The organism is Pseudomonas sp. 22072, assembly GCF_052046095.1.
GTDB lineage: Bacteria > Pseudomonadota > Gammaproteobacteria > Pseudomonadales > Pseudomonadaceae > Aquipseudomonas > Aquipseudomonas paracarnis.
Genome location: NZ_JBQEQE010000010.1, coordinates 1 through 25,172 on the forward strand (window position 1 = coordinate 1; position 25,172 = coordinate 25,172).

Genomic DNA, 25,172 nt, shown 5'->3' on the forward strand with positions numbered 1-25,172 from the left:
GCCAGGTACGACTGATCAAGCGGTGAAGCCGGATGCAAAAGACCAGCCGGTGAAGCCAGGTACGACTGATCAAGCGGTGAGGCCGAATGCAAAAGACCAGCCGGTGAAGCCAGGTACGACGGATCAAGCGGTGAAGCCGGATGCAAAAGGTCCGAGGGTGCTAATAGATCACGGCGGATTGACGCCGAAACCGGGTAGAAACGATCATCCAGTGAAGCCGTCAGTGCCGATGCCTTCAGTGAATGTCACTAATGATGCTGAAGCAAATGTGCATGTGAACATCAATGTCGCTCACTGTCACTGCCCTGATACAAAGGACGGGCCAACCCCGGACTTAAATCCCAGGCAAGGTCCGAAGCCGGAATCGAACCCCGTGCCACAGCCGGGTCCAAAGCCGGAATCGAACCCCGTGCCCCAGCTGGGTCCGAAGCCGGGATCGAACCCCGTGCCCCAGCCGGGTCCAAAGCCGGAATCGAACCCCGTGCCACAGCCGGGTCCAAAGCCGGAATCGAACCCCGTGCCCCAGCTGGGTCCGAAGCCTGAATCGAACCCCGTGCCCCAGCCCGGTCCAAAGCCTGAATCGAACCCCGTGCCTCAGCCGGGTCCGAAGCCTGAATCGAGCCCCGTGCCACAGCCCGGTCAGAAGCCGGAATCGAACCCCGTGCCGCAGCCCGGTCCGAAGCCGGAATCGAACCCCGTGCCACAGCCGGGGCCGAAGCCGGAATCGAACCCGATGCCACAGCCAGGCCCGAATCCGGATACCAACCCGATACCTACACCCGCGCCACAGCCCGATAAGTTTGTTCCGGGTTTGACCAGCCCAGGTCCTGATGAGAATAAATTGGACAAAAACTGGCGCTTCAATGCTCGACTTTCATCCAGATCCTGAAATCCACTGGCTCATAAGAACGCTTGAATAAAACGGGGGCTTCTCCGAGGTATACCACTCGGAGAAGTACTGTTTAAGGAGAAACTTGTGTCGTGCTGTTCGATTAATAATATTGCGCGCGTGATAGATGTCCGTCAGGTGGCACCTGTTGATACGTTGAAACCCATTAATGACACTCTTCAGTGCACTCCAGTTAATTACGGAACTGTCGAGACAGCTAAAAAAAGCATTGGTACTAATAGAGAGTTAGTCACTACATTGTCGGGGCTGTTTGCGTCTTTTTTTTCACAGTTGATTTCTCTATTGTCCGATAAAAAAGATACGACAGTTCCTGATATTCCTCCTCCGCCCAGGGTTCAGCCTGAGGTTCCGCCTCGGGTCATACCTGAACCGCTACCACCAAAGCCTGAGGTCGCCGCACACATTCCGGGTCTTTCGATAAAGCGTAATGGGGCTAAGCCGGACAACATCTGGAGTGGCTTTCGCCAAGGGCCAAGTGGCAACTGCGTTACCGTATCGGCCATCAAGGCAGCCATGTACCGATTTGGTCAAAGCCCTACGGACATTTTTCGCTCAGTGAGAAAAGAGCCTGGCGGTTATCACGTGGTCATGCACGACGATTTTCAGCTGAGATTGACCGACTCGGAGTTGGCGCAAGCAGCACAAGGTTCGCGGTTTATAGGTCCCGATAAAGAGATGCTCAAGGATGCGCAGTTTCTTTTTGCCGTCAGCGCCAAGCGCGCGCAAATGGAAGACAACGATGGTACGGCGAGCAGGAGTTTTCATGCTGCCATTCGCAGCCTGAACAATGGGGAGGATGAGTGGGGGCCGGGGGAGGGGTTTCTGCGCCTGGGGTTGAGGAAACACATGAGAACGGTGCCCGTCAGTGCGCTCGCCGGTGGGCAAGTGGGTATGTGCAATCGGGATAAGCATTCGGTAGCGGTTATCAATGGTCGTGAAGAGTTGTGGGGGCGCCGAGGCTCGGCCCCTACCTACGGCCATGCTGTAGCGCTTATGTAATTGAACAGGCACCCAGGCGGGCGGCTCCGTTGACGGCAGTGGCGCTTGGCTGCATCTTTTGCAACCTCGCGTGATCAGGCGCGGCCCTATTCCAGCAACCGCCTGAAACCCTCGATCGGCAATGGCCGGCTGTGTAAATACCCCTGGAACAAATGGCAGCCCAGCTTTTGCAGGAACGCCAGCTGTTCCAGGGTTTCCACCCCCTCGGCGATGACTTCCAGGTTCAGGCTGCGCGCCATCGCCACAATGGCGCGGATGATTTCTGCATCATTGGGGTCGTGGGTCGCATCGCGCACGAACGACTGATCGATCTTCAGTGCGTCCACCGGCAAGCGCTTGAGATAGGTCAGGGATGAGTAGCCGGTGCCGAAATCATCCATCGCAAAGCTCACGCCGAGTTTTTTAAGGCGGCGCATCTTCATCACGGTGTCGTCCAGGTTCTGGATCACGATGCCTTCGGTGATTTCCAGTTTCAGCAGGCTGAACGGCAGGCCGTGTTGCTTGAGGCTGTGCTCCACCCGTTCCACAAAGTCGTTCTGGCGGAACTGCCGCGGGCTGATATTCACGCACAGGCTGAAATTGAGCGGGTCCACCAGGCCGTCGGCAATCAACTGGGCAAAGGCGCCGCAGGCTTCATCGAGAATCCAGGTGCCGACCTCCAGGATCAGGCCGCTGTCTTCCAATACCTTGATAAATTCCGCCGGCGACTGCGCGCCCAATTGTGGATGCTGCCAGCGCACCAGGGCTTCGGCGCCGATTATCCTGTTGCCTCGCGCATCCACCTGGGGCTGGTAATGCACGCTGAATTCGCCGCGTGACAAAGCCAGGCGCAAGTCGGTTTCCATGCGCAGGCGCTCGCTGGCGGTTTTTTGCATGCTGTTGTGGAACATCTGCGTGGTGTTGCGCCCGGAGTCCTTGGCGCGGTACAGGGCGATGTCGGCACGCTTGAGCAGATCGGCGGGTGTGGTGCCGTGGTCGGGGATCAGCGCCACGCCGATGCTGGGCGTGACCTGCAACCGGTGACCGTCAAGGAACATGGGTTCCGAGAGCAATTCGCGCAGGGTATCGGCCAGCGCTTGCACCTGGCTGCTGACCGTCTGGCGGGTGCCCTCCAGGCCGCTGAGCAATACCACAAACTCGTCGCCGCCCAGGCGCGCCACGGTGTCCTCTGTGCGCACGCTGGCTTCCAGGCGCGCGGTGACGATTTTCAGCACAGTGTCGCCAACGGGGTGGCCGAGGGAGTCGTTGATGTGCTTGAAGTGATCCAGGTCCAGAAACAGCAGGGCGCCGCGCAGGTTGTGGCGCTTGAGCAGGGCGATCTGCTGGCTCAGGCGGTCCATCAGCAGTGCCCGGTTCGGCAGGTTGGTCAGCGGGTCGTGATAGGCCAGGTGCCGGATCTGCGCCTGGGCGTTCTTCAATAGGCTCACATCCCGCGCGGTCAGCAGCAGGCAGGGGGTTTCATTCAAGGTGATCGGCTCCACCGAGACCTCCACCGCCAGAACCTCGCCACGCTTGTTGCGCCAGAGCATTTCCAGGTGGTGAATGCGCCCCTTGATGTGCAACTCGGCCAACAGTGCGGCGCGTTGGTTTTCATCGGCCCAGATGCCGATCTGGTACAGCGTCAGGCCGATGGCTTCTTCGGTGCGGTAACCGGTCAGGCGGCAAAAACCGTCGTTGACCTCCACGTAACGGCCGGTGTCGCGTTCGGTGATGGATATCGCATCGGGGCTGGAATGGAACGCCTTGGCAAACTTCTCTTCACTGGCCTTGAGTGCGGCTTCCGAGCGTTGCTGTTGGGTAATATCGCGCAGCGTGGTGACGATGCACGGCTGGTCGCTGACCTTGATCAAGCGGCTGGAAATCATGCAGGTCAGGCTTTGGCCGTCCTTGTGATGCACCACTATGGCCACATTGCTCAGGGCCTGTTCGCGTATCACCTGCTCGATGCGCTGCAGGCGCTTGCTGGAGTCGTCCCACAAGCCGATTTGTTCGGCGCTTTTGTCGAGCACTTCGGCGGCTGTCCAGCCAAACGTCTGGGTAAACGCCGGGTTGATCTCGATAAAGGCGCCGCTGTCCAGGCAGGTCACGCAGATCGGGTCGGGGCTGGCCTGGAACAGGCTGGCGAACTTTTCTTCCGAGGCGGTCAGCCGTTGCTCGCGCTCGACCTGGTCGGTGATATCCAGCAAGGTCCCTGCCATGCGCAGGGGCTTGCCTGACTCATCGCGATACAGGCGTGCGCGGCTCTCCAGGTAGCGCGGGCTGCCGTCTTCCATTTGCACGCGGTAGGTCAGCTGATAGTTGCCGTCCGGGCCTTCGCGCAAACTGCGGTACGCATGGCGCATGCCCTCGCGGTCCTCATCGGACATGCCCTCAAAAAACGCATCGAAGGATTCATGGAACGGCGCGGGTTCCAGCCCGTGCAACTGGGCGGCACGCGCCGAGCCGTAGAGCATGCCGCTGGGGATGTGCCAATCCCAGGTACCCAGTTGCGCGGAATCCAGAGCCAGGTCCAGGCGCTCCTGGCTTTCCTTGAGCGCTTGCTCGGCGTTTTTGCGTTCGGTGGTGTCCAGAAAGGTGCTGATCAGGTACGCCTCGCCGTCCAGTTCCACTTTTTGTGCGCTGAGGGTGCCGTCATGAATCTGGCCGTTGCTGGCGCAGAACTGCACTTCCATGGTGATCGGTTCACCCTTGCGCTGCGTGGCCTTGACCAGCAGCGCCCGCTGTTCCGGGTGGCGCCACAGGCCCAGCTCCAATGTGGTGCGGCCGATGGCATCGGCCACCGGCCAGCCGAACAGCATCTCGAAGTACTGGTTGGCTTCGCTGATCAAGCCGTCGGCCTGGCGCGTCAGCAGTACCATGTTCGGGCACAGGTGGAACAGGGTGGCGAAGCGCTTTTCCGAATGGCTGAGGGCGTGTTCACGGTCGCGTTGGTGGGTGATTTCGCGGATGACCCCGATCATGCGACGCCGTCCGGCTTTATCGGGAACCAGGCTGCCGCTGATTTCCAGCCAGTGCACGCTGCCATCGGGCCATTGGATGCGGTGGTGCATGGCGCGGTCGAACGGCTCTCCGGCGAGCACCGCATGAAAGCCGCGCACCACCCGCGCACTGTCTTGCGGGGCCAGCAGGTCTAGGTAATCGAGGTCCTTGGGCAGAGGCTGGCGCGGGTCAAAGCCGAATAGCGCCTGGGTGCCCCGTGACCAACTGATTCTTCCTGTGTCGATTTCCCAGCACCAGGCACCCAGCCGCGCGGCATTGAGGGCCGTCAGCAGTTGCGGGGCACTGTCCCAGCTTTGTTCCGCCGCTTGAGGGTCCAGGGCGTAGATGCGGGGCAGGGGTGGAATCGGGTCAAGGGGGTTGCGCATTATCAAAGGGCCTTGGCTCATGGAGAAAACCGCGCGGTTTGACCTAAACCCCTGGCCCGCACGGTGTCATGCCGGTAACCCTGGCAGATCGACCTGTGCATCCAACAGACTCATGAAAGCCCGCGCAGCGTTCGACAGCGTCCTTTCGGTGTGCACGATATAGCCTAGCTGGCGACTGAGCTGTATGCCCGGCAAAGCGATACTTGCCACCTGATCGTCAAGCATGGTGCGCGGCAACACGCTCCAGGCCAGGCCGATGGAGACCATCATCTTGATGGTTTCCAGGTAGTTAGTGCTCATCGCGATATTGGGCGTCAGGCCCTGGGCCTCGAACAGGCGGCTGACAATATGGTGGGTAAAGGTGTTGCCACCGGGAAACACGGCCGGATGCCCGGCGATATCAGCCAGGCTGACGGAACCGCTGATCAGGCTGTGTTCCGGCGCCACCACAAAATCCAGTGGGTCGTCCCACACCCGGCTTGCACGTACCAGGTTGTGGGGCTCAGGCGCCAGGGTGATTACCGCGACTTCCGCACGGCCATGGAGGATTTCTTCGTAGGCCACTTCTGAATCCAGAAACTGAATATCCAACGCCACCTTCGGATATTGCCGGGTGAAGGTGCGCAGGATCGGCGGCAGGCGATGCAGGCCGATATGGTGGCTAGTGGCCAGAGTGAGGCGCCCGCTGACTTCGCCGGTGAGGTTGGTCAGGGCCCGGCGGGTGTCGTCCAGCACGTTGAGGATTTGATAGGCGCGGGGCAGCAAGGCCCGCCCGGCCTCGGTCAAGCCGACTTCGCGGCCCAGGCGGTCGAACAGCCGTACCTTCAATTGTTGTTCCAAACCGGCGATGCGCTTGCTGATGGCCGGCTGGGTCAGGTGCAGGCGTTCGCCGGCGCCGGAGAAGCTGCCGGTCTCGGCGATGGCGATAAAGGCGTTGAGGTTGGCCAGGTCCATGGTGCTATTCCAGTTGGTAATCCAAAGCATAAAAAATATGAATTTGAGTTATTTAATGTAGCGCCATACCATCAGCCTCACAAGCCAAAGGGTTATTGAAAAGCCCGGCGTATAGATGCACCGCTGATGAGGACCGACTGATGGCCGGCAAAACGCTTTACGACAAGCTTTGGGATTCCCACGAAGTGAAACGTCGCGATGATGGATCGTCGCTGATCTACATCGACCGTCACATCATTCATGAAGTGACCTCGCCCCAAGCGTTCGAAGGCCTGCGACTGGCCGGGCGCAAGCCTTGGCGCGTCGACTCCATCATCGCCACTCCGGACCACAACGTGCCGACCACTCCTGAGCGCAAGGGCGGCATCGAAGCCATTGCCGACCAGGTTTCGCGGTTGCAGGTGCAGACCCTCGACGATTATTGCGACGAATACGGCATCACCGAATTCAAGATGAACGACGTGCGCCAAGGCATCGTCCACGTCATCGGCCCGGAGCAGGGCGCCACCTTGCCGGGCATGACCGTGGTCTGCGGCGACTCCCACACCTCCACCCACGGTGCGTTCGGCGCCCTGGCCCATGGCATCGGCACGTCTGAGGTGGAACATGTGTTCGCCACCCAGTGCCTGGTGGCCAAGAAAATGAAGAACATGCTGGTACGCGTCGAAGGCCAATTGCCGTTTGGCGTGACCGCCAAAGACATCGTGCTCGCCGTGATCGGCAAGATCGGCACCGCCGGCGGCAACGGCCATGCCATCGAGTTCGCCGGCAGTGCTATCCGCGAGCTGTCCATTGAAGGCCGCATGACCATCTGCAACATGTCCATCGAAGCCGGTGCCCGCGTGGGCATGGTGGCGGCGGACGAAAAAACCGTCGAATACGTCAAGGGTCGCCCGTTCGCGCCGCAAGGCGCCGATTGGGATGCCGCCGTCGAAGCGTGGAAAGACCTGGTGTCCGACGCCGATGCGGTGTTCGACACCGTGGTCGAACTCGACGCTACGCAGATCAAGCCGCAAGTCAGCTGGGGCACTTCGCCCGAAATGGTCCTGGCCGTCGACCAGAACGTGCCGGACCCGGCCAAAGAGGCCGACCTGGTCAAGCGTGGCTCCATCGAGCGCGCCTTGAAATACATGGGGTTGACTGCCAACCAGGCGATCACCGACATCCAGTTGGACCGTGTGTTTATCGGTTCCTGCACCAACTCGCGGATCGAAGACCTGCGCGCCGCGGCGGTGATCGCCAAAGGCCGCAAGGTGGCCTCGACCATCAAACAAGCCATTGTGGTGCCAGGTTCCGGGCTGGTTAAAGCCCAGGCGGAAGCCGAAGGCCTGGACAAGATCTTCCTCGAAGCCGGTTTTGAATGGCGTGAGCCGGGCTGCTCGATGTGCCTGGCGATGAACCCGGACCGCCTGGAGTCGGGCGAGCATTGCGCGTCGACCTCCAACCGTAACTTCGAAGGGCGCCAAGGCGCGGGTGGGCGTACTCACCTGGTGAGCCCGGCCATGGCCGCCGCTGCTGCCGTCAACGGTCGTTTCATCGACGTTCGCGAATTGATCTGAGGAAAACCCGATGAGAGCTTTTACCCAACACACAGGCCTTGTAGCGCCGTTGGACCGTGCCAATGTGGACACCGACCAGATCATCCCAAAGCAATTCCTGAAGTCGATCAAGCGCACCGGTTTCGGCCCCAACCTGTTCGATGAGTGGCGCTACCTGGACGTGGGCTACGCCTACCAGGACAACTCCAAGCGCCCTCTGAACAAGGACTTTGTGCTCAACGCCGAGCGTTACCAAGGCGCCAGCGTGTTGCTGGCCCGGGAAAACTTCGGCTGCGGCTCCAGCCGCGAGCACGCTCCGTGGGCCCTGGAAGAGTACGGCTTTCGCAGCATCATCGCGCCGAGCTACGCCGATATCTTCTTCAACAACAGCTTCAAGAACGGCCTGTTGCCGATCATCTTGAGCGACGCTGAAGTGGACGAGTTGTTCCAGCAAGTGGAGGCCAATGTCGGCTACCAGCTGACGGTGGACCTGGCCGCGCAAACCGTGACCCGCCCGGATGGCAAGGTGTACCACTTTGAAGTGGATGCCTTCCGTAAGCACTGCCTGATCAACGGCCTGGACGACATCGGCCTGACCTTGCAGGACGGCGATGCGATTGCTGCGTTTGAAACCAGGCACCGGGCGAGCCAGCCCTGGTTGTTTCGCGATGCCTGATTTGCGGTAACCGTGCGGGCCCCATCGCGGGCAAGCCCGCTCCCACAGGGATCGAGGTTCGCCTGAGCACCTCGGTCAACGGTGGAAGCTGGCTTGCCTGCGATAGCGCCAGTGCAACCACCACAAACCCCAAGGAAAGCCACCATGACCACCACCGCCCACACCCAAGTCGTGCAAAAACAATTCGGCGAGCAAGCCTCGGCCTACCTGAGCAGCGCCGTACACGCCCAGGGCACCGAATTCGCACTGCTACAGGCCGAACTGGCCGGGCAGGGCGCTGCACGCCTGCTGGACCTGGGCTGCGGTGCCGGTCATGTCAGCTTTCATGTAGCGCCTCTGGTCAAAGAAGTGGTGGCCTACGACTTGTCCCAGCCTATGCTCGACGTGGTGGCCGCCGCCGCCAAAGACCGCAACCTGGACAACATCCGCACCGTGCACGGCGCCGCCGAGCGCCTGCCGTTCGCCGATGGCGAATTCGACTTCGTGTTCAGTCGTTATTCGGCCCATCACTGGAGCGACCTCGGCCTGGCCCTGCGTGAAGTGCGCCGTGTGCTCAAGCCGGGTGGCGTGGCGGCATTTGTGGATGTCTTGTCACCGGGCAGCCCGCTGTTGGACACTTACCTGCAAACCGTCGAAGTGCTGCGCGACACCAGCCATGTGCGTGACTATTCCAGCGCCGAGTGGATGCGCCAGTTGAGTGAGGCCGGCCTGCACGTGCGCAACAGCAGTCGCCAGCGCTTGCGCCTGGAGTACGCCTCGTGGGTTGAACGCATGCGCACGCCAGAGGTACTGCGTGCAGCAATCCTTGAGCTGCAAAAGGCGATGGGCCAGGAAGTACGTGATTATTACGAAGTTCAAGCCGACGGCACCTTCAGCACCGATGTGCTGGTGGTCTTCGCCGAACGCTGATTGATTTTTCCCGACCTGCCCACGGGCGGGTCGCTTGATGAAATGAGGAACGCATGAGCAAGCAGATTCTGATTCTCCCTGGCGACGGTATTGGGCCGGAAATCATGGCCGAAGCGGTCAAGGTCCTTGAGCTTGCCAACAGCAAGTACAGCCTGGGTTTCGAGCTGAGCCACGACGTGATCGGCGGCGCTGCCATCGACAAGCACGGCGTGCCGCTGGCTGACGAGACCCTCGACCGCGCCCGGGCTGCCGATGCGGTACTGCTCGGCGCCGTGGGTGGGCCGAAATGGGACAAGATCGAGCGTGACATCCGCCCTGAGCGCGGCTTGCTGAAAATTCGTGCGCAACTGGGCCTGTTCGGTAACCTGCGCCCGGCCATCCTCTACCCGCAACTGGCTGACGCGTCGAGCCTCAAGCCGGAAGTGGTAGCGGGCCTGGATATCCTCATCGTGCGTGAGCTGACCGGCGGTATCTACTTCGGCTCGCCACGGGGCGTGCGCGAGTTGGAAAATGGTGAGCGTCAGGCCTATGACACGCTGCCATACAGCGAGAGCGAAATCCGCCGTATCGCCCGTGTCGGTTTCGACATGGCGCGCGTGCGCGGCAAAAAAGTCTGCTCGGTGGACAAGGCCAATGTGCTGGCTTCCAGCCAACTGTGGCGTGAAATCGTCGAAGAAGTCGCCAAGGATTATCCGGACGTCGAACTGAGCCACATGTACGTCGACAACGCCGCCATGCAACTGGTGCGCGCACCCAAGCAGTTCGACGTGATTGTCACCGACAACCTGTTCGGCGACATCCTGTCCGACCAGGCGTCGATGCTCACCGGTTCCATCGGCATGCTGCCGTCGGCGTCCCTGGACACCAATAACAAAGGCATGTACGAGCCGTGCCACGGTTCGGCGCCAGACATCGCGGGGCAGGGCATTGCCAACCCGCTGGCGACGATTTTGTCGGTGTCGATGATGCTGCGCTACAGCTTCAACCTGGGCGATGCGGCGGACGCAATCGAGAAGGCCGTCAGCCTGGTGCTGGATCAGGGCTTGCGCACCGGCGATATCTGGTCCCAGGGTTGCACCAAGGTCGGGACGCAAGAAATGGGCGACGCAGTAGTCGCCGCGCTGCGGAATCTGTAATCTCTCGGGCCCGCTTGCAGTTGTCGCTGCAAGGCGGCCCACTTTTTAACAAGGTGTAGTTGCGATGAAACGTGTAGGTCTGATCGGTTGGCGCGGTATGGTCGGTTCCGTGCTCATGCAGCGGATGCTGGAAGAGCAGGATTTCGATCTTATTGAGCCGGTGTTTTTCACCACTTCGAACGTAGGTGGCCAAGGGCCGTCCGTGGGCAAGGATATTGCCCCGCTCAAGGATGCCTACAGCATTGAAGAGTTGAAGAGCCTCGACGTGATCCTGACCTGCCAGGGTGGCGACTACACCAGCGAAGTCTTCCCCAAGCTGCGCGAAGCCGGCTGGCAGGGTTACTGGATCGACGCCGCTTCGAGCCTGCGCATGCAGGACGACGCGGTGATCATCCTCGACCCGGTCAACCGCAAGGTCATCGACCAGCAACTGGACGCCGGTACCAAGAACTACGTGGGCGGCAACTGCACCGTCAGCCTGATGCTGATGGGCCTGGGCGGCCTGTTCGAAGCGGGCCTGGTGGAATGGATGAGCGCGATGACCTATCAGGCGGCCTCCGGTGCCGGCGCGCAGAACATGCGTGAACTGATCAAGCAGATGGGCGCGACCCACGCCGCTGTCGCCGATCAACTGGCTGACCCGGCCAGTGCGATCCTCGATATCGACCGCCGTGTGGCCGAGGCCATGCGCAGCGATGCTTACCCGACCGAGAACTTCGGCGTGCCATTGGCCGGTAGCCTGATCCCGTGGATCGACAAGGAACTGCCTAACGGTCAGAGTCGCGAAGAGTGGAAGGCCCAGGCCGAAACCAACAAGATCCTGGGGCGTTTCAAGAACCCGATCCCGGTGGATGGCATCTGCGTGCGCATTGGCGCCATGCGTTGCCACAGCCAGGCGCTGACTATCAAGTTGAACAAAGATGTGCCGATTGCCGATATCGAAGGGCTGATCAGCCAGCACAACCCTTGGGTCAAGCTGGTGCCGAACAACCGCGATATCAGCATGCAGGAGCTGAGCCCGACCAAGGTCACCGGCACCCTGAATGTACCGGTGGGCCGCCTGCGCAAGCTGAACATGGGCAGCCAGTTCCTCGGCGCGTTCACCGTCGGCGACCAACTGCTGTGGGGCGCGGCTGAGCCGTTGCGTCGCATGTTGCGGATTTTGCTGGAGCGTTGATCGCTTGAGGCAATAACAGAAACCCGCGTTCTGGTGACAGGCGCGGGTTTTTTGTTGCCCTTGTGATCGTTCCCACGCTCTGCGTGGGAATGCAGCTCTGGACGCTCTGCGTCTGCTTTAGAGGCGTGACGCGGAGCGTCACAGGAGGCGTTCCCACGCAGAGCGCGGGAACGATCAGGGGGGCTGTAATTGCCTCACCCTCTACCACCCGGTAAAGTGCCGCTCCCCCGTAATGCCCGAGGCAATCCCATGACCCAGACCTTTGAAATCGCCGTGATCGGCGCTACCGGTACCGTTGGCGAAACCCTGGTGCAGATTCTCGAAGAGCTGGAGTTCCCGGTGGGCACCTTGTACCTGCTGGCGGGCAGCAACTCGGCGGGGGCTTCGGTGCCGTTTCGGGGCAAGAACGTGCGGGTCAAAGAGATCGACACGTTTGATTTCAGCAAGGTGCAGTTGGCGTTCTTCGCTGCAGGCCCCGCGGTGACCCTGAGCTTCGCCCCGCGTGCCACCGCCGCTGGCTGCGCGGTGATCGACTTGTCTGGCGCATTGCCCGCCGAGCAGGCGCCGCAAGTGGTGCCGCAGGCCAACGCCCATGTGCTGGGCGCGTTGAAAAAGCCTTTCCAGCTCGGCAGCCCGAGCCCTTGTGCCACCTACCTCGCGGTGGTGCTGGCACCGTTGCGCAATGTAGTGGACATCCAGCGCGTGAGCGTCACCGCCAACCTGGCCATCTCTGCCCAGGGCCGCGAGGCCGTCAGCGAGTTGGCGCGCCAGACTGCCGAACTGCTGAACGTGCGTCCCTTGGAGCCAGCGTTCTTCGATCGGCAAGTGGCGTTCAACCTGCTGGCGCAAGTCGGCACGCCAGACGTCCAAGGTCATACCGCCCTGGAGAAGCGCCTCGTACACGAACTGCGTGCGGTGCTGGAAACACCTTTACTAAAGATTTCCGCCACCTGCGTTCAAGCCCCGGTGTTTTTCGGCGATAGCCTGACTGTGTCGCTGCAACTGGCCGCGCCGGTCGACCTGGCCGCGGTGAACCGCGCCCTCGACGCTGCGCCGGGAATCGAGCTGGTCGAGGAGGGCGATTACCCCACCGCCGTAGGCGATGCCGTCGGCCAGGACGTGGTGTACGTCGGGCGAGTTCGCGCAGGTATCGACGACCCGGCGGAACTAAATCTTTGGTTGACGTCAGATAACGTACGCAAAGGCTCGGCCCTGAACGCCGTGGAACTGGCGCAGTTGTTGATAAAAGACCTTGTGTAAAAGATACTTGGCGGCAATTTGTAGATTGATTCTAGCCAGGCGCTATGCTTGGTCCCAAGTGAAACACAAGCGCGTCGGTGACCTATCGGCTCGCCATGCCTTATGGCAGCGGTTACCAACCTTCTCGCAGAGCGGGAAGTGTTCAAACAAAGGATGAGGCTATGGTTCAAGTTCGCAAACTGGTGTTAGCAATAGCGGCCGCCTCGGCGCTGTCCTCCGGTATGGCGCAGGCGCTGCAACTTGGGGAGATGACCCTCAAGTCGAAGTTGAACCAGCCGCTGTCGGTGGAAATCGAATTGCGCGATGTGGGCGGCCTCACGGCGTCCGAGATCACCCCCAGCCTGGCTTCGGCCCAGGCCTTCGTGGATGCGGGTGTCGACCGCCAGGCGTTTCTCGATGACCTGACGTTCACGCCGGTGATCAACCCCGAAGGTCGCAGCGTGGTACGTGTGACCTCCAGCAAGCCGTTGCCCGATTCCTACGTGCGTTTCCTGATGCAGGTGCAATGGCCCAATGGCCGCTTGATGCGTGACTACAGTGTGCTGCTCGACCCGGCCAAGTTTGACCAGCCGGCACCGACTGCCAGCGCGCCGGCCAGCTCTGCGCCTGCCACTGGCACGCTTGCCCGGCACACCACCACGCCCCACGATACCTTGTGGGAAATTGCCGCGAAGAACCGTCATGGCGCCTCGGTCCAGCAAACGATGTTGGCTATCCAGGCGCTTAACCCGGATGCCTTTGTCGACGGCAACATCAACCGCCTGAAAACCGGCCAGGTGCTACGCCTGCCGGATATCACCCAAAGTACAGCCCTGGCCCAGCCGCAAGCGATTGCCGAAGTGAGTGCGCAGAACGCAGCCTGGCGCCAGCGCCAGCGTAGTCCTCAGGGGCAAGTGGCTGGTAAGCCGCAGTTGGATGCAACCCGGCGCACCCAGGCCGGCAATGCGCCGTCGAGCACCCAGGCCAAGGACAATTTGAGCCTGGTATCGGCGCAAGCCGCCAAGAAAGGTGGCAAAGGCGCAGCTGGGGACAGCCGCGCCCTGAGCGACAAGCTGGCGATGACCCAGGAAGAGCTCGACACCACGCGGCGCGACAACGAAGAACTGAAAAGCCGTGCCGCCGACCTGCAAAGCCAGCTGGACAAGCTGCAGAAGCTGATCCAGCTGAAGAATGACCAATTGGCTCGTTTGCAGGCGCAAACCGGTGAGCCCGCCGCGATCCCCGCACAGTTGCCCGGTGAGCCTGCAGCCGAGCCTGCGGCCCCTGTTGCAACGCCAGCGCCAGCGCCTGAACCTGTCAAGCCGGCTGCCGCGCCGGCCAGTACCGAAGGCAAGTTCAATGATCTGCTGACCAACCCGATTGTGCTCGGCATCCTTGGCGGTGCGGCCCTGCTGGTGGTGCTGCTGCTTCTGCTGCTATGGGCTCGCCATCGCAATGCTCGCCGTGAAGAAGAGAAGCATCTGCGCATGGCTCGGGCGTTGGCCGAAGAGCCTGAGTTCGTTTCCAATATCGATCAAGACCTGCCGCCTGACAGCTTCGAGGGCCTTGAAGTGCCGCCGCCGAGCGTCAAGCTCGCCACCGCAGTGGCGCCAGCAGCCGCACCCGCGCCAGCCCCGGTGGTCGAGACGGTTGTGGCGCCGACGGTCGCCTCCGTGCTGGCGCCGTTGGCGGTTGCCGTGGCTCAGGAAAATTCCAGCGACGCCCTGGCCCAGGCCCAATCCCATATTGACCGTGGCCACCTGAACCAGGCGGCGGATGTGCTTGAACAAGCCATCAAGCACGAGCCCAAGCGCAGTGACCTGCGTTTGAAGCTGATGGAAGTCTATGGCCTGCAGAACAACAAGGACGGGTTCGTCACCCAGGAGCGCCAGTTGGTGGCCAACGGTGAGAACCATGCCCAGGTCGAGCAGCTCAAGGCGCGCTTCCCGGCCATGGCCGTGTTGGCGGCGGGTGTCAGTGCCGCAGTGGCCGCCGCAGCCCTGGATGCGCAATACGTCAAGGACCTGCTCGACGACAAGCCGGCCTCGGCTGCGCAGGCAGACACCTTCGACACCGATTTCGACTTGAGCCTGGATGACCTGGAAGCCGCCTCGCCGGCCGAGATCGCGCAAGACCAGCAAACCTTTGAAACATTGCTCAAACAACAGACCGAGTCTAAGGCCGACGCACAGGACCTGTCGGACTTTGACCTGGACCTGCAGCTGGACCCGCCCGCGTCGCAAACCGATGACGACTTCCTGTCGGGCCTTGAAGAGCAGATCAAGGATGTACCGCCGGTGGAGCCGCCGACCCTGACGCCGGCTGCGCTGGACGAATTCGACCTGCCGGAAGACTTTGACCTGTCGCTGGCGGACGAGCCGAGCAAGCCTGCGGCCAAGCCCGATGCCTTCGCGTCGGAGCTGGACGACGTCAACGCTGAACTGGATCGATTGTCCCAGAGCCTGGAACATCCGCCGATCGAGCCTTCCTTCACGGCTGAAGATGCCGCGCTGGGTGCTGAGGATGAGCCGGATTTCGACTTCCTCTCGGGCACCGATGAAGTGGCTACCAAGCTCGACCTGGCCCAGGCCTATATCGACATGGGCGATGCTGACGGCGCGCGAGACATCCTGTCCGAGGTGCTGACCGAAGGCAACGAAGGTCAGCGTGGCGAAGCCAAGGAAATGCTCGGCCGAATCTAACGGCCGAGGCAGAAAAATGTGGGAGCGGGCTTGTTGTGGCGAGGGAGCTTGCTCCCGCTGGGGTGCGTAGCGCCCCTGAAAAGCGGGCTCCAGCTGCGCTGTCGAACGGGAGCAAGCTCCCTCGCCACAAAAACCCCAGATTAAAAGCCCCCTCTCATGCACCCTGACGCCCTATAATGCCCGCCTTTGCGCAACTCATCAGGCTCACAGTTCTTGGCAAATATAGATAACGCGGCTGCCGAAATGGCGGCCGCAGGCTTTTACCGCATCGCCCTGGGCGTGGAATACAAAGGCTCGCGCTATCGCGGCTGGCAGCGTCAGGCCTCCGGGGTGCTGACGGTGCAGGAAACCCTGGAAAACGCCCTGTCCAAAGTCGCCAACTCGCCGGTGTCGCTGATGTGTGCCGGGCGTACCGATGCCGGCGTACACGCGTGTGGCCAAGTGGTGCACTTCGACACCCAGGCCGAGCGGTCGATGAAGGCGTGGGTGATGGGGGCTAATATCAATTTGCCCCATGATGTCAGTGTCAGCTGGGCCAAGGTCATGCCGGCGCATTTTCACGCCCGTTTCAAGGCCATCGCCCGCCGTTACCGCTACGTGATCTACAACGATCAGATCCGCCCGGCGCACCTCAATGAAGAAATCACCTGGAACCACCGCCCGCTGGATGCCGAGCGCATGGCCGAGGCCGCGCAGCATTTGGTCGGGGTGCATGACTTCAGCGCGTTCCGTGCCGGGCAGTGCCAGGCCAAGTCGCCGATCAAGGAAGTCCACCACCTGCGGGTGACGCGCCACGGCAAGATGATTGTGCTGGATATCCGTGCAGGTGCCTTCCTGCATCACATGGTGCGCAACATCGCTGGCGTGCTGATGACCATCGGCACCGGTGAGCGCCCGGTGGAGTGGGCCAAGGAAGTGCTGGATAGCCGCATTCGCCGCACGGGCGGGGTCACGGCGCATCCGTTCGGCCTTTACCTGGTGGATGTGGAGTACCGCGACGAGTTCGAATTACCGGAACGCTTTATCGGGCCGCACTTCCTCACCGGTTTCAGCGAACTTGGCGGCTGACGCCCGGAAAAGCTTTTGTTACCATCCGGGACTTTCTCGGTCCAACCCTGAGGTTCCTACGACATGTCAGCCGTTCGCAGCAAGATTTGCGGGATTACCCGCATAGAAGACGCGCTGGCGGCAGTCGAAGCGGGGGCGGATGCCATTGGCCTGGTGTTTTATGCCAAGAGCCCACGGGCGGTGAATGTGCTGCAGGCGCGGGCGATCATCGCTGCATTGCCGCCCTTCGTGACCACCGTGGGGTTGTTCGTCAACGCCAGCCGCTGCGAGCTCAACGAAACCCTGGATGCGGTGCCGCTGGATATGTTGCAGTTCCATGGCGACGAATCGCCAGAGGAATGCGAAAGCTATCAGCGCCCGTACATCAAGGCGTTGCGGGTCAAGGCCGGGGACGATATCGCCGCAGCCTGCGCCGCTTATACCGGCGCTCGCGGGATTCTGTTGGACACCTACGTCGAAGGCGTACCTGGTGGCACGGGCGAGTCGTTCGACTGGACGCTGATTCCCGAGGGGTTGAGCAAACCGGTCATTCTCGCGGGTGGGCTCACTCCAGCGAATGTCCAGGCGGCCATCGAACAGGTCCGGCCTTATGCCGTGGACGTCAGCGGTGGGGTGGAGCAGGGCAAGGGGATCAAGGACCCGAGCAAGATTCGCGCGTTCATGCAGGCCGTGCGCAACAGCAGGGGTGGGATGTGACGGCTGGCAGTCTGCCGCCGTCCATAACTACCACTGTGTAAAACAGCCCGGCGCCGCCTGTGGGTGGCCCGGAAACGAAGTGGCAACCCTGCGCTGGCAGGTTGTCTGGAAGGCTGAGGATACGGGCGGGAAATGGCAGGTCCAACGTCTGACCCCGTCCCGTCTGTGTCATCGCCACATATGAATTTAGCTCAAGGGCATACGCGGGGCTGTGTTCGAGCCACCGGTACTGGAGAAAAGAAAGCATGAGCAACTGGTTAGTAGACAAACTGATCCCTTCGATCATGCGTTCCGAGGTGAAGAAAAGCTCGGTTCCTGAAGGTCTGTGGCACAAATGCCCATCCTGCGACGCGGTGCTGTATCGCCCGGAGCTGGAAAAGACCCTGGACGTTTGCCCCAAGTGCAACCACCACATGCGTATTGGCGCACGCGCCCGTATCGACATCTTCCTGGATGCCGATGGCCGTAATGAACTGGGTGCCGACCTGGAGCCGGTTGACCGTCTCAAGTTCCGCGACAGCAAGAAGTACAAGGACCGCCTGGTCGGCGCACAGAAGCAGACTGGCGAAAAAGACGCGCTGATTTCGGTCAGCGGCAAGCTGCTGGGCATGCCGGTAGTAGTCTCGGCCTTCGAATTCTCCTTCATGGGCGGTTCCATGGGTGCCATCGTCGGTGAGCGCTTTGTTCGCGCTGCCAACTATGCCCTGGAAAATCGTTGCCCAATGATCTGCTTCGCCGCCTCCGGTGGTGCGCGTATGCAGGAAGCCCTGATTTCCCTGATGCAAATGGCCAAGACCTCGGCGGTACTGGCGCGTCTGCGTGAAGAAGGCATTCCGTTCATCTCCGTACTGACCGACCCGGTCTACGGCGGCGTCTCCGCCAGCCTGGCGATGTTGGGCGATGTGATCGTTGGCGAGCCTAAAGCCCTGATCGGTTTTGCCGGCCCGCGCGTAATCGAGCAGACCGTGCGGGAAAAACTGCCGGAAGGCTTCCAGCGCAGCGAGTTCCTGCTGGAGCACGGTGCGATCGACCTGATCATTCCGCGTGGCGAACTGCGCCCTCGCCTGGGCAGCCTGCTCGCGCAAATGATGGGCTTGCCGACGCCTGTGTACATCGCGCCTAAGGTCGAGCCGATCGTCGTGCCGCCGGTGCCAGCAAACCTATGACCCAACGTACCCTGGGCGAATGGCTCGCCTACCTTGAGCAGTTGCATCCGTCCGCCATCGACATGGGCCTGGAGCGCTCGCAACAGGTAGCGGCCCGCCTCGGGTTGGGCCAGCCGGCACCGCGTGTGATCACGGTGACCGGCACCAACGGCAAAGGCTCCACCTGTGCCTTTGTCGCCGCGCTGTTGCAGGCCCAGGGCCTCAAAGTCGGCGTGTACAGTTCGCCGCACCTGCTGCGCTACAACGAGCGGGTGCAGCTCAATGGCGTCGAAGCCACTGATGCCCAGCTGTGCGAAGCCTTCGCAGCCCTGGAAGCCGGGCGTGGCGACATTTCCCTGACCTATTTCGAGATGGGCACCCTGGCGGCGTTCTGGCTGTTCGAGCGTGCGCAACTGGATGTGGTCGTGCTGGAAGTCGGCCTCGGCGGGCGCCTGGATACTGTCAACGTGGTGGATGCCGACCTGGCCCTGGTAACCAGCATTGGTGTCGATCATGCCGATTACCTGGGCAATACCCGCGAATCGGTGTCTTTTGAAAAGGCCGGGATCTTCCGCCAGGGCCGTCCGGCGCTGTGTGGTGACCTGGACCCGCCGCAACCCTTGCTCGACAGGGCGCGCGAACTGGATTGCCTGTTCTACCTGCGGGGTCGCGAGTTCACCCTGGACATCGGCGACACCCATTGGCAATGGCGTGGGCAGGATGCACGTGGCCAACGGGTAGAGCTGCTTGATTTGCCGTTGCTGAACCTGCCGATGGAAAACGCCGCGCTCGCGCTGCAAGCCTATTTGCTGCTGGACCTGCCGTGGGACGCCGCGCAGATCGCGGCGACCTTGCTGGCAACGAAAGTGGTGGGGCGCCTCGATCGCCGAACCTTCGACTGGCAAGGCAAGCGCCTGAGCCTGATGTTGGATGTAGGCCATAACCCCCATGCTGCGCAGTACCTGGCTGAGCGTCTGGCGCGTACGCCGCCGGTGGGGCGTCGCCTGGCGGTGTTCGGGTTGTTGGTCGACAAGGACCTGGACGGCGTGGTTGCGCCACTGCTGGGCAGCGTCCAGTCTTGGGCCGTTGCGCCGCTGGACACGCCACGCAGCCGTCCTGCGGTTGAGTTGGAAACTGCCTTGCAGAACCTTGGCGCGCCGGTGACGTCGTATGCAAGCGTCACTGCAGCCCTGGAGGCGCAGTGTGCGGTAGCGACGGCCGAGGACGAAATCCTGTTGTTCGGATCATTTTATTGTGTTGCCGAGGCGCTTGAATGGCTGGCCCGGCGCTCCACGGAGGAAGCTGCACATGGCATTACTGGATAGCGCATACAAGCAGCGAATGGTCGGGGCCCTGGTGCTGGTGGCGTTGGCGGTAATCTTTTTGCCGATGCTGTTTTCCCGCCAGGACGAACAGCGCCAGGTGGTGGTTGAAGCTCCCGCTGCGCCCCAGGCGCCGGTGGTGCCGCAGGTTCAGGTCGAACCGGTGGTCGTGCCTGAGCCTCAGGTGTTGCCGGAAGAGCCTGTGCCCGTCGAGGAGGAGGTCGTCACACAGCAGGCGCCTTCACAGGCCCCTTCGATGCCGGTGCAGCCAAGTGTGCCGGTGGTCAAGCCAACGCCAGCCCCGGCTGTCGCCGCCAAACCGGCTGCACCGGCGCCAGCGCCCAAGCCGGTAGCGCCGCAGCCTGCAGCGCCTGGCAAGCCGGATGTGGGGCAGAGTCGCATCGACCCTAATGGCCTGCCGGTCAGTTGGTCGATCCAGCTGGCCAGCCTGGCCAATCGCGAAAGTGCCGACGCCTTGCAGAAAAAGCTGCGTGCCCAGGGGTATAACGCTTATATCCGCAGCGCTGACGGCAAGAATCGTGTGTTTGTCGGGCCGCTGATCGAGCGTGCGGAGGCAGATCGCCTGCGCGATTTGCTGGGTCGTCAGCAGAACCTCAACGGGTTTGTGGTGCGTTTCCAGCCCGAGCGCGGCTGAACGGGCAATAGGCTCTAAATGTGGGAGCTGGCTTGCCTGCGATGGCGGTGGTTCAATCGNCAAGCCAGCTCCCACATTGGTTTGTGCTGGGGTTGAAATGCGATTGGCCCGTCACAATCTATTGATTTGCAAAGCACCCGCAATCACCGCTTACCGATAGCCCGGCGCTCTGCTAAAATGCGCCGCCTTATCCGTACGTAGGCTGCACTGTGCCATTTACCTGGGTTGATTGGGCGATCGTTGCAATCGTCGCCATCTCCGCTTTGATCAGTCTGAGCCGCGGCTTCGTAAAAGAAGCACTGTCGTTGCTGACTTGGATCATCGCAGGAGTCGTAGCCTGGATGTTCGGTGGTTCACTGTCGGTCTACCTGGCCGGGTACATAGAGACACCTTCGGCTCGCGTCATCGCGGGCTGCGCCATCATGTTCATCGCCACGCTGTTGGTGGGGGCAATGGTCAATTATCTTATTGGCGAGTTGATACGTGTCACCGGCCTCTCCGGGACCGATCGATTTCTCGGCATGGCCTTCGGGGCTGCGCGTGGCGCGTTGCTGGTGGTCGTGGCGGTCGGGCTGTTGAGCCTGGGGCCGGTACAGCAGGATTCGTGGTGGCAGGAGTCGGTACTCGTGCCAAAATTTCTATTGGTTGCAGACTGGTCCAAGAACCTCATCCTGGGGTGGAGCAGTCAGTGGCTGGCCAGCGGAATCAGCGTACCCGCTGATCTTCCGTTCAAGGAGCACCTCTTACCGGCCAAAACGCCTCAGTAAGCTGTGTTCAGTCAAGATTCATTAAGTAGGGGTTGCGTCGCATGTGTGGCATCGTCGGTATCGTCGGTAAGTCGAACGTCAATCAGGCGCTGTATGACGCGCTAACCGTCCTCCAGCACCGCGGCCAGGACGCTGCCGGTATTGTGACCAGCCACGACGGCCGGTTATTCCTGCGCAAGGACAATGGCCTGGTGCGTGACGTGTTCCATCAGCGTCACATGCAGCGCCTCGTCGGGCACATGGGCATTGGCCATGTGCGCTACCCGACTGCCGGTAGCTCGACCTCGGCCGAAGCTCAACCGTTCTACGTCAACTCGCCTTACGGCATCACCTTGGCGCACAACGGTAACCTGACCAACGTTGAACAACTGGCCAAGGAGATCTACGAATCTGACCTGCGCCACGTCAACACCAGCTCCGATTCGGAAGTGCTGCTCAACGTGTTCGCCCACGAGCTGGCCCAGCGTGGCAAGCTGCAGCCGACCGAAGAAGACGTGTTCGCCGCCGTGATCGACGTGCACAACCGTTGCGTCGGTGGTTATGCGGTGGTGGCGATGATCACCGGTTACGGCATCGTTGGTTTCCGCGACCCCCATGGCATTCGCCCGATTGTGTTCGGCCAGCGTCACACCGACGAAGGCGTCGAGTACATGATCGCTTCCGAAAGCGTGTCCCTGGACGTGCTGGGCTTCACCCTGATCCGCGACCTGGCGCCGGGCGAGGCTGTCTACATCACTGAAGACGGCAAGCTGCACACCCGTCAGTGCGCCGTAGCGCCGAAACTCACCCCGTGCATCTTCGAGCACGTCTACCTGGCGCGTCCGGATTCGATCATCGACGGCGTCTCGGTCTACAAGGCGCGCCTGCGCATGGGCGAGAAGCTGGCCGAGAAGATCCTGCGCGAGCGTCCCGAGCACGATATCGATGTGGTCATCCCGATCCCGGATACCAGCCGTACCGCTGCGCTGGAACTGGCCAACCACCTGGGCGTCAAGTTCCGCGAAGGCTTCGTGAAGAACCGCTACATCGGCCGTACCTTCATCATGCCCGGCCAGGCTGCACGCAAGAAATCGGTACGCCAGAAGCTCAACGCCATCGAGCTTGAGTTCCGCGGCAAGAACGTAATGCTGGTAGATGACTCCATCGTGCGGGGCACCACCTGCAAGCAGATCATCCAGATGGCCCGCGAAGCCGGGGCGAAGAACGTGTACTTCTGTTCCGCTGCGCCTGCGGTGCGTTACCCGAACGTGTACGGTATCGACATGCCGAGCGCCCATGAGCTGATCGCGCATAATCGTTCGACCCAGGACGTGGCCGACCTGATCGGCGCCGACTGGCTGATCTACCAGGACCTGCCGGACCTGATCGAAGCGGTTGGCGGTGGCAAGATCAAGATCGAGCAGTTCGACTGCGCCGTGTTCGACGGCAAGTACGTGACCGGCGATGTCGACGAGGCCTACCTGAACAAGATCGAGCAGGCGCGCAACGACTCGTCGAAGATCAAGACACAGGCGGTCAGCGCGATCATCGACCTGTATAACAACTGAGTAAACACCGGCCCTGAGGGGCCGGTTTTGTATCTTAAACAAAGAATTGAATAAGGAGTCGCAGCATGAGTCAGGAATGGGATGCCGGTCGGTTGGACAGCGACCTCGATGGCGTAGCTTTCGATACCCTGGCTGTGCGCGCCGGCCAGCACCGTACCCCGGAAGGTGAGCACGGCGACCCGATGTTCTTCACCTCCAGCTACGTGTTTCGTACTGCCGCCGACGCCGCTGCGCGGTTTGCTGGCGAAGTGCCGGGCAACGTGTATTCGCGCTACACCAACCCGACCGTGCGTGCGTTTGAAGAGCGCATCGCGGCTCTGGAAGGTGCCGAGCAGGCCGTGGCGACTGCCACCGGCATGGCGGCCATCCTGGCCGTGGTGATGAGCCTGTGCAGCGCCGGCGACCATGTGCTGGTATCGCGCAGCGTGTTCGGCTCGACCATCAGCCTGTTCGAGAAGTACTTCAAGCGTTTCGGTATTGAAGTCGATTACGTGCCCCTGGCGGACCTGTCCGGTTGGGAGGCGGCCATCAAGGCCAATACCAAGCTGTTGTTCGTCGAATCGCCGTCCAACCCGCTCGCAGAGCTGGTGGACATCGCCGCGCTGGCCGAAGTCGCGCATGCCAAGGGCGCGATGCTGGTGGTGGACAACTGCTTCTGCACCCCGGCCTTGCAGCAACCGCTGAAGCTGGGTGCGGACATTGTGGTTCACTCGGCAACCAAGTTCATCGACGGCCAGGGCCGTTGCATGGGCGGCGTGGTGGCCGGTCGCAGCGAGCAGATGAAGGAAGTGGTGGGCTTCCTGCGCACCGCCGGCCCGACCCTCAGCCCGTTCAACGCCTGGATCTTCCTCAAAGGCCTGGAAACCCTCAGCCTGCGCATGAAAGCCCATTGCGCCAACGCACAGGCCCTGGCCGAGTGGCTGGAGCAGCAGGACGGTATCGAGAAGGTGCATTACGCCGGCCTCAAGAGTCACCCGCAACACGCCTTGGCCCAGCGTCAGCAGCGTGGCTTCGGCGCGGTGGTGAGTTTCGAAGTCAAGGGCGGCAAAGACGGTGCCTGGCGCTTTATCGATGCGACGCGCTTGATCTCCATTACCGCCAACCTGGGTGACAGCAAGACCACCATCACCCACCCGAGCACCACCTCCCACGGGCGCCTGGCGCCGCAGGAGCGTGAAGCGGCCGGCATCCGTGACAGCCTGATCCGCATTGCGGTGGGCCTGGAAGATGTCGCTGACTTGCAGGCAGACCTGGCCCGTGGGCTGGCGGCCTTGTGATCGAGTGGTCCATGGAGGCCGCAGCGGCCAGTAACGGGCGCGTGGCGCTGGTGACGGGTGCGGCGCGGGGCATTGGCCTCGGGATTGCCGCGTGGCTGATCAGCGAAGGCTGGCAGGTGGTGCTGACCGACCTGGACCGCGAGCGCGGTGCCAAGGTGTCCAAGGTGCTGGGCGACAATGCCTGGTTTATCACCATGGACGTGGCCGACGAGAAGCAAGTGGCCCAGGGTGTCGCCGAGGTGCTGGGGCAGTTCGGGCGCCTGGATGCGTTGGTGTGCAACGCGGCGGTGGCCGACCCACGCAATATCACCCTGGAAAGCCTGGACCTGGCGTACTGGAATCGGGTGCTGGCGGTCAACCTCAGTGGGCCGATGCTGCTGGCCAAGCACTGCGCGCCTTACCTGCGTGCCCATGGCGGTGCCATCGTCAACCTGGCCTCGACCCGGGCGCGTCAATCCGAGCCTGACACCGAAGCCTATGCGGCCAGCAAAGGTGGGCTGTTGGCCCTGACCCACGCCCTGGCCATGAGCCTGGGGCCGGAAGTGCGGGTCAATGCGGTCAGCCCTGGCTGGATCGACGCACGTGATCCGGCTGCGCGGCGTGCAGAGCCGCTCACCGACGCCGATCATGCCCAGCATCCGGCGGGCAGGGTGGGGACGGTGGAGGACGTGGCGGCGATGGTGGCCTGGTTGCTGTCACGCCAGGCCGGGTTCGTCACCGGGCAAGAGTTCGTGGTGGACGGCGGCATGAGCAAGAAGATGATTTACAGCGAGTAGGGCGGGTAGCTGTCTTGAAGTCATTTTGTCTTTTTCAGAAAAACTTCAAGCAGGCTATTGACTTAGGTCCGCTACCTGCGTAAATTTCGCGGCCTCAACGAAGCAAAGGGTGATTAGCTCAGCTGGGAGAGCATCTGCCTTACAAGCAGAGGGTCGGCGGTTCGATCCCGTCATCACCCACCACTTCTTGAGAGTTTTGCCCTAGGGCAAGACGCAACGTTAAAGGTTGCACCGACGCGCAGCGGTAGTTCAGTCGGTTAGAATACCGGCCTGTCACGCCGGGGGTCGCGGGTTCGAGTCCCGTCCGCTGCGCC

At 61.7% G+C, this 25,172-nt stretch carries 19 protein-coding genes and 2 tRNA genes; 19 read left to right on the forward strand and 2 right to left on the reverse strand.

The features are described from left to right. Positions 1-976: 976 nt before the first annotated feature. The gene (locus ACTJLA_RS12495) at positions 977-1,909 is read left to right on the forward strand and encodes a hypothetical protein (RefSeq protein ID WP_314550527.1); all 933 of its coding nucleotides are present in this window, start codon (positions 977-979) and stop codon (positions 1,907-1,909) included. A gap of 86 nt (positions 1,910-1,995) precedes the next feature. Here the strand turns inward: ACTJLA_RS12495 and ACTJLA_RS12500 are convergent, their stop codons facing one another. Together ACTJLA_RS12500 and ACTJLA_RS12505 are read right to left on the reverse strand one after the other, a co-directional pair. Next, positions 1,996-5,274, reverse strand: coding sequence for an EAL domain-containing protein (locus ACTJLA_RS12500; protein WP_057977610.1), 3,279 nt, complete (start codon positions 5,272-5,274; stop codon positions 1,996-1,998). Between the two features lie 66 nt (positions 5,275-5,340). After that, positions 5,341-6,228, reverse strand: coding sequence for a LysR family transcriptional regulator (locus ACTJLA_RS12505; RefSeq protein WP_314550524.1), 888 nt, complete (start codon positions 6,226-6,228; stop codon positions 5,341-5,343). Positions 6,229-6,368: 140 nt separating this feature from the next. On the opposite strand from ACTJLA_RS12505, the gene leuC reads away from it, so the two are divergent. The 18 genes from leuC to ACTJLA_RS12595 all read left to right on the forward strand — a co-directional run bounded on the left by leuC (position 6,369) and on the right by ACTJLA_RS12595 (position 25,170). Then, the gene (leuC, locus tag ACTJLA_RS12510; RefSeq protein ID WP_054899002.1) at positions 6,369-7,787 is read left to right on the forward strand and encodes a 3-isopropylmalate dehydratase large subunit; all 1,419 of its coding nucleotides are present in this window, start codon (positions 6,369-6,371) and stop codon (positions 7,785-7,787) included. Positions 7,788-7,797: 10 nt separating this feature from the next. Further along, positions 7,798-8,442: a 3-isopropylmalate dehydratase small subunit gene (leuD, locus tag ACTJLA_RS12515; RefSeq protein ID WP_014719160.1), complete on the forward strand. Its 645-nt coding sequence runs from the start codon at positions 7,798-7,800 to the stop codon at positions 8,440-8,442. 144 nt (positions 8,443-8,586) lie between these two features. Further along, positions 8,587-9,351, forward strand: a complete 765-nt coding sequence (locus ACTJLA_RS12520) for a class I SAM-dependent methyltransferase (RefSeq protein ID WP_057977614.1) — start codon at positions 8,587-8,589, stop codon at positions 9,349-9,351. A gap of 53 nt (positions 9,352-9,404) precedes the next feature. Beyond that, entirely contained in the window at positions 9,405-10,487 is a 1,083-nt protein-coding gene (gene leuB / locus ACTJLA_RS12525) for a 3-isopropylmalate dehydrogenase (RefSeq protein ID WP_003192555.1), read from the forward strand. Positions 10,488-10,551: 64 nt separating this feature from the next. Next, positions 10,552-11,664, forward strand: coding sequence for an aspartate-semialdehyde dehydrogenase (asd, locus tag ACTJLA_RS12530; RefSeq protein ID WP_003192554.1), 1,113 nt, complete (start codon positions 10,552-10,554; stop codon positions 11,662-11,664). 249 nt (positions 11,665-11,913) lie between these two features. Next, complete coding sequence (locus ACTJLA_RS12535) at positions 11,914-12,924, forward strand: aspartate-semialdehyde dehydrogenase (protein WP_054899004.1); 1,011 nt, start codon at positions 11,914-11,916, stop codon at positions 12,922-12,924. 161 nt (positions 12,925-13,085) lie between these two features. Further along, a complete protein-coding gene (locus tag ACTJLA_RS12540; RefSeq protein WP_054899005.1) occupies positions 13,086-15,605 on the forward strand; it encodes a FimV/HubP family polar landmark protein in 2,520 nt (839 codons plus the stop codon). Between the two features lie 243 nt (positions 15,606-15,848). Then, entirely contained in the window at positions 15,849-16,673 is an 825-nt protein-coding gene (gene truA / locus ACTJLA_RS12545; protein ID WP_054898765.1) for a tRNA pseudouridine(38-40) synthase TruA, read from the forward strand. A gap of 63 nt (positions 16,674-16,736) precedes the next feature. Further along, positions 16,737-17,369, forward strand: a complete 633-nt coding sequence (locus ACTJLA_RS12550) for a phosphoribosylanthranilate isomerase (RefSeq protein WP_057977621.1) — start codon at positions 16,737-16,739, stop codon at positions 17,367-17,369. 245 nt (positions 17,370-17,614) lie between these two features. Next, the gene (accD, locus tag ACTJLA_RS12555) at positions 17,615-18,535 is read left to right on the forward strand and encodes an acetyl-CoA carboxylase, carboxyltransferase subunit beta (protein ID WP_003192545.1); all 921 of its coding nucleotides are present in this window, start codon (positions 17,615-17,617) and stop codon (positions 18,533-18,535) included. Beyond that, the gene (gene folC, locus ACTJLA_RS12560) at positions 18,532-19,839 is read left to right on the forward strand and encodes a bifunctional tetrahydrofolate synthase/dihydrofolate synthase (protein WP_054898766.1); all 1,308 of its coding nucleotides are present in this window, start codon (positions 18,532-18,534) and stop codon (positions 19,837-19,839) included. Before accD ends, folC begins: the two co-directional genes overlap by 4 nt. Next, entirely contained in the window at positions 19,823-20,491 is a 669-nt protein-coding gene (locus tag ACTJLA_RS12565; protein ID WP_057977623.1) for an SPOR domain-containing protein, read from the forward strand. Before folC ends, ACTJLA_RS12565 begins: the two co-directional genes overlap by 17 nt. 209 nt (positions 20,492-20,700) lie before the next feature. Beyond that, complete coding sequence (locus tag ACTJLA_RS12570; RefSeq protein ID WP_003192538.1) at positions 20,701-21,258, forward strand: CvpA family protein; 558 nt, start codon at positions 20,701-20,703, stop codon at positions 21,256-21,258. 41 nt (positions 21,259-21,299) lie between these two features. After that, a complete protein-coding gene (gene purF, locus ACTJLA_RS12575) occupies positions 21,300-22,805 on the forward strand; it encodes an amidophosphoribosyltransferase (protein ID WP_003192537.1) in 1,506 nt (501 codons plus the stop codon). A gap of 65 nt (positions 22,806-22,870) precedes the next feature. After that, on the forward strand, positions 22,871-24,082 hold the full coding sequence (locus ACTJLA_RS12580; protein ID WP_054922419.1) for an O-succinylhomoserine sulfhydrylase: 1,212 nt from the start codon (positions 22,871-22,873) through the stop codon (positions 24,080-24,082). Between the two features lie 11 nt (positions 24,083-24,093). Continuing rightward, a complete protein-coding gene (locus tag ACTJLA_RS12585; protein ID WP_003192533.1) occupies positions 24,094-24,858 on the forward strand; it encodes an SDR family oxidoreductase in 765 nt (254 codons plus the stop codon). 107 nt (positions 24,859-24,965) lie between these two features. Then, positions 24,966-25,041, forward strand: a tRNA-Val gene (locus tag ACTJLA_RS12590). 55 nt (positions 25,042-25,096) lie between these two features. Beyond that, a tRNA-Asp gene (locus ACTJLA_RS12595) sits at positions 25,097-25,170 on the forward strand. Positions 25,171-25,172 lie beyond the last annotated feature (2 nt).

Excerpts from the sequence above, each read along its gene's own strand:
- ACTJLA_RS12540 (WP_054899005.1), top strand. The coding sequence starts at position 13,086 with ATGGTTCAAGTTCGCAAACTGGTGTTAGCAATAGCGGCCGCCTCGGCG.
- purF (WP_003192537.1), top strand. The coding sequence starts at position 21,300 with ATGTGTGGCATCGTCGGTATCGTCGGTAAGTCGAACGTCAATCAGGCG.
- ACTJLA_RS12565 (WP_057977623.1), top strand. The coding sequence starts at position 19,823 with ATGGCATTACTGGATAGCGCATACAAGCAGCGAATGGTCGGGGCCCTG.
- ACTJLA_RS12505 (WP_314550524.1), bottom strand. The coding sequence starts at position 6,228 with ATGGACCTGGCCAACCTCAACGCCTTTATCGCCATCGCCGAGACCGGC.
- ACTJLA_RS12580 (WP_054922419.1), top strand. The coding sequence starts at position 22,871 with ATGAGTCAGGAATGGGATGCCGGTCGGTTGGACAGCGACCTCGATGGC.
- ACTJLA_RS12535 (WP_054899004.1), top strand. The coding sequence starts at position 11,914 with ATGACCCAGACCTTTGAAATCGCCGTGATCGGCGCTACCGGTACCGTT.
- ACTJLA_RS12585 (WP_003192533.1), top strand. The coding sequence starts at position 24,094 with ATGGAGGCCGCAGCGGCCAGTAACGGGCGCGTGGCGCTGGTGACGGGT.
- ACTJLA_RS12520 (WP_057977614.1), top strand. The coding sequence starts at position 8,587 with ATGACCACCACCGCCCACACCCAAGTCGTGCAAAAACAATTCGGCGAG.
- accD (WP_003192545.1), top strand. The coding sequence starts at position 17,615 with ATGAGCAACTGGTTAGTAGACAAACTGATCCCTTCGATCATGCGTTCC.
- leuC (WP_054899002.1), top strand. The coding sequence starts at position 6,369 with ATGGCCGGCAAAACGCTTTACGACAAGCTTTGGGATTCCCACGAAGTG.
- asd (WP_003192554.1), top strand. The coding sequence starts at position 10,552 with ATGAAACGTGTAGGTCTGATCGGTTGGCGCGGTATGGTCGGTTCCGTG.
- ACTJLA_RS12550 (WP_057977621.1), top strand. The coding sequence starts at position 16,737 with ATGTCAGCCGTTCGCAGCAAGATTTGCGGGATTACCCGCATAGAAGAC.
- truA (WP_054898765.1), top strand. The coding sequence starts at position 15,849 with ATGGCGGCCGCAGGCTTTTACCGCATCGCCCTGGGCGTGGAATACAAA.
- folC (WP_054898766.1), top strand. The coding sequence starts at position 18,532 with ATGACCCAACGTACCCTGGGCGAATGGCTCGCCTACCTTGAGCAGTTG.
- leuB (WP_003192555.1), top strand. The coding sequence starts at position 9,405 with ATGAGCAAGCAGATTCTGATTCTCCCTGGCGACGGTATTGGGCCGGAA.
- ACTJLA_RS12500 (WP_057977610.1), bottom strand. The coding sequence starts at position 5,274 with ATGCGCAACCCCCTTGACCCGATTCCACCCCTGCCCCGCATCTACGCC.
- leuD (WP_014719160.1), top strand. The coding sequence starts at position 7,798 with ATGAGAGCTTTTACCCAACACACAGGCCTTGTAGCGCCGTTGGACCGT.